The sequence below is a fragment of the Planktothrix sp. FACHB-1355 genome, assembly GCF_014748295.1.
Classification (GTDB): Bacteria; Cyanobacteriota; Cyanobacteriia; order Cyanobacteriales; family Aerosakkonemataceae; genus Aerosakkonema; species Aerosakkonema funiforme_A.
Map to the genome: position 1 here is coordinate 1 of NZ_JACJUP010000393.1, position 5,311 is coordinate 5,311.

Annotated in this window: 7 protein-coding genes and 1 pseudogene; 4 read left to right on the plus strand and 4 right to left on the minus strand. The window is 42.8% G+C overall.

Translation table 11 applies throughout. From position 1 onward, the window contains the following. From dxs to H6S82_RS16695, 3 genes are all read left to right on the plus strand, one after another. Positions 1–924 (plus strand): 1-deoxy-D-xylulose-5-phosphate synthase (dxs, locus tag H6S82_RS16685; protein WP_191056445.1); only part of this gene is annotated, 924 nt, incomplete at its 5' end. Positions 925–1,334: 410 nt separating this feature from the next. Beyond that, positions 1,335–1,565: a DUF433 domain-containing protein gene (locus H6S82_RS16690; RefSeq protein ID WP_190474744.1), complete on the plus strand. Its 231-nt coding sequence runs from the start codon at positions 1,335–1,337 to the stop codon at positions 1,563–1,565. A gap of 9 nt (positions 1,566–1,574) precedes the next feature. Then, positions 1,575–1,814, plus strand: coding sequence for a hypothetical protein (locus H6S82_RS16695; RefSeq protein WP_242056984.1), 240 nt, complete (start codon positions 1,575–1,577; stop codon positions 1,812–1,814). 16 nt (positions 1,815–1,830) lie between these two features. On the opposite strand, the gene H6S82_RS16700 is transcribed toward H6S82_RS16695, so the two are convergent. The 3 genes from H6S82_RS16700 to H6S82_RS16710 form a co-directional block, all read right to left on the minus strand. Continuing rightward, a complete protein-coding gene (locus H6S82_RS16700; protein WP_190474743.1) occupies positions 1,831–2,010 on the minus strand; it encodes a hypothetical protein in 180 nt (59 codons plus the stop codon). Positions 2,011–2,067: 57 nt separating this feature from the next. Then, positions 2,068–2,292 (minus strand): hypothetical protein, encoded by a 225-nt coding sequence (locus H6S82_RS16705; RefSeq protein WP_190474741.1) that lies wholly within the window; start codon positions 2,290–2,292, stop codon positions 2,068–2,070. 158 nt (positions 2,293–2,450) lie between these two features. Further along, a complete protein-coding gene (locus H6S82_RS16710) occupies positions 2,451–2,666 on the minus strand; it encodes a type II toxin-antitoxin system HicB family antitoxin (RefSeq protein WP_190474739.1) in 216 nt (71 codons plus the stop codon). A gap of 98 nt (positions 2,667–2,764) precedes the next feature. Between H6S82_RS16710 and H6S82_RS16715 the strand changes: the two are divergent. Next, a pseudogene (locus tag H6S82_RS16715) lies at positions 2,765–2,938 on the plus strand (transposase); the annotation flags it as partial. An 80-nt stretch (positions 2,939–3,018) separates the two neighbouring features. Here H6S82_RS16715 and H6S82_RS16720 read toward each other — a convergent pair. Continuing rightward, on the minus strand, positions 3,019–5,311 hold a 2,293-nt coding region (locus H6S82_RS16720; protein ID WP_191056446.1), incomplete at its 5' end, for a GUN4 domain-containing protein.

Consider the following 5,311-nt stretch of genomic DNA (forward strand, 5'->3'; position numbering starts at 1 on the left):
TTAGTAAAGCTGGCAGAAAATAATCCCAAAATTGTCGGTATTACGGCGGCGATGGCAACCGGAACTGGTTTGGATAAATTGCACGCTAAATTACCCAAACAATATATAGATGTGGGTATTGCGGAACAGCACGCGGTTACTTTGGCAGCTGGTTTAACTTGCGAAGGAATTCGTCCTGTTGTGGCAATTTATTCTACTTTCTTGCAACGCGCCTTCGACCAAATAATTCACGATGTTTGCATCCAAAACTTGCCTGTTTTCTTCTGTATGGATAGGGCGGGAATTGTGGGTGCTGATGGCCCGACTCACCAAGGAATGTACGATATTTCTTATTTGCGCTGCATTCCCAATATGGTGTTAATGGCACCGAAAGATGAGGCAGAATTGCAGCAGATGCTCGTGACGGGGATAAACTATACTGATGGACCGATCGCACTTCGCTATCCTCGCGGTAACGGCTATGGTGTACCCTTGATGGAGGAAGGTTGGGAAGGTTTGCCGATCGGTAAAGCTGAAATTCTCCGTCAAGGCGACGACGTGCTGATCTTAGGCTACGGTTCGATGGTTTATCCGTCAATGCAAGCAGCCGAAATTCTCAGCGAATATGGGATTGAAGCTACCGTAATTAATGCGCGATTTGCCAAACCTTTGGATACCGAATTAATTCTGCCTTTGGCAAAACAAATCGGTCGCGTTGTTACCCTCGAAGAAGGCTGCATTATGGGCGGCTTTGGTTCGGCAGTTGTCGAAAGTTTAATGGATAATGATGTGGTAGTGCCAGTCAAACGGATTGGCGTACCTGATATTTTAGTCGATCATGCCGAACCCAAAGAGTCTTTTGCACAACTCGGTTTGACGCCGCCGCAAATTGCGGAACGGGTGCGAAATGCTTTCTTTAGCAAGCAACCTTCTGTTGTGAGTTAGTTGGAAAAGTTTTAACCGCTTTGTGTTTGTTTGCATTTATCGGCGGTTATGAATAATCCCAGAAATCCGGTTTCTTCAATAAACCGGGTTTCTCTATACCTCAATCACCTGAAAAAGGCTGTAAAAATAAAAAAACCCTGGTGGTTAGCCAAGGTAGAATTAGGAGAGCTTGAAGATGTTAGACACTATCAGCTTTTTTAAAAGCTTTTCAAAATTTTGTTTGGTTATGTAAATAATTGTAAACGCGACTTTGACATTTAGTCAACTGGTTGAACAATTTTGTGATATAAGGATTTCTTGTGGTTCCTATATAGACAGCCTATAATGTTTCGGTCTGGCATCCGATCGCGATCGCAACTCCAGCGCGTGTTAGGCTAAACTTAGGAAAGCAAGATCGAACCTCGCTTTGTATGAGCGATCGCAACATCATTACGATCGAACCAGGTAAACGTGGCGGTAAGCCTTGTATTAGACGGATGCGGATTGCAGTATACGATGTTTTAGGCTGGTTAGCAGCTGGTATGTCTGTGGCAGAAATTTTAGATGACTTTCCAGAATTGACAGAAGAAGATATTAAAGCTTGTCTGGAATTTGCAGCGGATCGAGAACATCGTTTGATTGCTATAGTAGGCGAAAGTTGAAACTACTATTTGACCAAAACAAACATGGAAGATGAATTGCGATCGGAATACGATCTAAGAAGCTTGCGGGTGAGAAAGCTTGGCCCAGGATGGCAAAGCGTTGGTGGCGTGACTGTGCATTTAGAAGCTGATGTGGCAGAAATATTTCCTGATTCTGTAGCAGTAAATGAAGCGCTCAGGTTTTTGATTAGAATTATGAAAGATAATAAGCCATTGGATAATTTATCTGTTCGTAGAGATGACAGTTAATGTCGTTTTATCAATTTTACTGATAGATTTTTTCTCTTTTCAGGTACTCGTCTTTAATTCCTAGCTTAAAAGTGGGAAATGAATATTTTGGTTTTGGGATGACTGAAAAAGATACCTCTACTTCATCGCCATCTTTTATGTTTTCTGGCAGAGAGTCTGTGAGAATAATGCTTTTTCCTTTGATATAACCTTTCATAGCGCTTAGGTTTCCTTCTTTAATACTTGATACAATTATATTACCACAAGGTTTTCCCTAATTCACTTTCCTCTCAATATCCATCCCAGATAGCGGTTTACAATCTACAAAACTAACTGAATCTGGATCGAGAAAACCAGATATCGCCATTTCTAATACGGCTTCTACCGGATATTCAATTTCTGCTGAATATGCAATCAACGCCTGCTTAATTTTATTGGGAAGCGCATCAAGAAAAGCATTTGCGGTGGCTGGTGATAGGTGTTCTGTTGCAGTTTCCATTATGCTTTATTCCTCTTGCCTGATATCATATTATTACCCAGTCCTCTTGAGAGGACTTTCGCTATGACGCTGGGGTTTGAACCCCAGGCGGGCTTTGTTTGCCAATACCAAATCTAAGCGGACTTCTCTTCTAATCCAATATCTCCTAACAACCATAATCAAGCTGCCACAGAAATTGATTTTGCCTTCAGGGATGGTTCGGGAATAGCTTGACCATCCTCTCGAAGAGTGTCAATATAAAGCTGGATAGCTTCTTTAATATTGTTTTCTGTCTCTTCAAGTGTCTTACCTGTAGAAATACAACCAGGTAAATCGGGAACATAAGCGGAATAGTTACTGCCAGCCCATTCAAAAATTACCACATATTCTTTCATTATTCATCCTCCAATTGTGCTTGTTTCCAAATACTTTTGAGAGTTCCAATAGCGACTTCATCAGAGAAATTAAATATAAAGCTACCACTATCTAAACTATGTCTCGTCCCTGTCGTCAACTTCTGCCTGCATATTGCTACCACGTTACCGTTCGCTGCAATAATCGGGAGTTTCGATTAACTCGCTTTGAGTGTCGAGAAGTATTTCTTTATGCTATCAAACGCTGTCAGGATAAATATAGATTCAAGCTTTACGCATTGTGTATTATGAGCATCGAATCGCTGGAATGACGAGTTTTCGTAGCAAAGAAGGCGGAAAACAATTCTTTACATTCTGCGAAAACCTTTATATGCTACAGTTTACAAGTCTCGATGCGAGAGAAGAGAACCCCCCAAAACCCCCCAAAAAAACCAAACGACGCAAACGCACCCGGGAGTTGGCCCATAGGTGCTGAGATATTAAAAATATACTCTGAGTAAGGAATATATTTCCCCTCTCGCATCCATCCTACGCGATCGCAATACCTTTCCCAAGTTTCCTTATAATACTTCCCATCTGGAATACCACCGCATTCCAGATAAATTTTCTTCTGGACGCTGAAGCCAAAACGCCCATTGCTGTATTTTACCCATAATCCGTCAATCTTTCGCAAGTCCTCACAAGGAAAATTCAGCAAATCTTCCGAACTAAACCACTGTCCCTCTTCCTTCCCTACAGTCAAAATCATCAACCGATAAGTTTCTTCATCTGCCTTTTGCCATTCTCCATTTTGCAGATATCGTTCTAAATCCCGATAGCGAAACAGTTGCAACTGTTCTGCCAGATTCGAGTCTACCTTTCTAGTAGTTTGCCGCCAACAATCATACGCAACAGACACGGCTTCGCGAGAGCCATTATTACAAGCTTCTCGAATCAAATTAGTAGGATTAACTTGAGCAGCATAGAGAAGAATTGTTTCCCGCCACCAAGAATCACCAAAGTGCTGAAACAATAAACTTTCTTGCCCAATTTTTTTAATTTGTACCGCAGCTAAGTAATTTTGAAAACTCAAATGGGCAAACTCGTACTCCTCCGGTTCCCTTTCTACTAACAATTCGCTAACTTTCACTACTTCCTCCAAGAAAGCTGCTGGTTGAACGTCATCATCCAGGGTCGCTAGATGACTTTGAATCAAAACCATTAACTCATTTTGGGGAAGAATGGGACGATTTTGCTGCACCATTTCCAAAGCAACGCTTTGCAAAACTTCCTGACTTTCTTTAGCAGGTAATAGTAAATTAATTCGCTTTGCTAAAGGTCTATCTCCCAGTTGTAACTGACAAATTGCCTTATAAAGTTCCGTGCGTTTGCGAGGCAGTTCGTTCCCCGGATAAGAATTGTGAAAAGTAGCAATCATATTCAGCAGTAGGGGATTTTGCGCCATGTCTTTCAATTCGCTGCGCTGTTCTATCTGCTGCATCAAATCCGTTCCTTTCCGAATCGCTTCCTGCTTCACTTCGGGAGTATTGCGTCCTGCTCTAGCATACAGTTCCCGATGGAAATACCACCGTTCGATAAACCGTTGTCGTTGGTCTGAGTTAAAAGGTTTCACGAACAGGGAAGTTTGCGGTTTAGTAGCTGCCGAGTAATCCTTGTAACCGCCGGGACGGGAAGTGAGGAAAAAGACCGAGTTGGGATAATCTTCCATCTGCCGACTTATCCACTCGCTTATCTGCTGTCGCTGTCCTTCTGCCACTTCATCAAAACCATCCAACATCACCAAAGCATCCCCTCGCCGCAACAAATTTTCTACCCAGTTAGCAGGTAAACTGAGGCGTTTTCCATCTGGAAGTTGGGGAATATGATGTTGGGTAATCAAATCTGCTAAGTTAGGTGCGTCTTCTTGCCCTAACAAATCTCGCCATTTCCGCAGATATAGCAAAAAGGGAATTAATCGAGGTGCTTGATAGCGCAGGCGAGCGCGTTTCGGCTTTTCACAATAAGTATAAGTAATGTGGCGCAGTAGAGTAGTTTTGCCGTAGCCACCCCAAGCTAAGATGACCATCCGCCGATAAGCCGGAATTTTCTGCATCCTTGCCAGAAAATCCCAGATTTTCAATCCTTCAGCTTTTGCCTGCATCGCGGCGACATCTTCAACATCTTTTTGCCGCAAACCGGGCGATAAAGACATCGTATGGACATCGCTCAATTCCAGAGGAACAAAAACTTCCTCTAGCGTGGGAGTAAAATTCTGGTTAAAGCCTTCTGTTATATAGTCACGACAGGCATTTGCCTGACATCGGAGATACTTATCCTCAAATCCGGATAGTTGCCAACGCAGCGCCCTATCCAACTTTTCCATAAATTTAACCAAGGCGTCTGCATCCTGCTTGCCTCGGTCAGTATAAATTTCGCGCATTCTGGCAATGAAACTTTCCGTATAAGCTGCCCAAATAGCGGTGACAACTGTTGCCGGAAACATCAAAATTGCCAGCATCCAATCTTGCTCTAATAAAAAATGGACAAATAACCAACCACTACCGCCAAGGGGACTCCACTGAATCAATGCCTGAACGCTTTTCTGAACAAATTTGCGTTCCGGTTTCTCCTCCGGCGGTGACTGAGGCGCAGATTCTAGTTTCTTCTCTGTTTCCGGCTTCTTCTCT

Coding starts and splice junctions, on each gene's coding strand:
- H6S82_RS16690 (WP_190474744.1), top strand. CDS start 1,335: ATGAGCGATCGCAACATCATTACGATCGAACCAGGTAAACGTGGCGGT.
- H6S82_RS16700 (WP_190474743.1), bottom strand. CDS start 2,010: ATGAAAGGTTATATCAAAGGAAAAAGCATTATTCTCACAGACTCTCTG.
- H6S82_RS16705 (WP_190474741.1), bottom strand. CDS start 2,292: ATGGAAACTGCAACAGAACACCTATCACCAGCCACCGCAAATGCTTTT.
- H6S82_RS16710 (WP_190474739.1), bottom strand. CDS start 2,666: ATGAAAGAATATGTGGTAATTTTTGAATGGGCTGGCAGTAACTATTCC.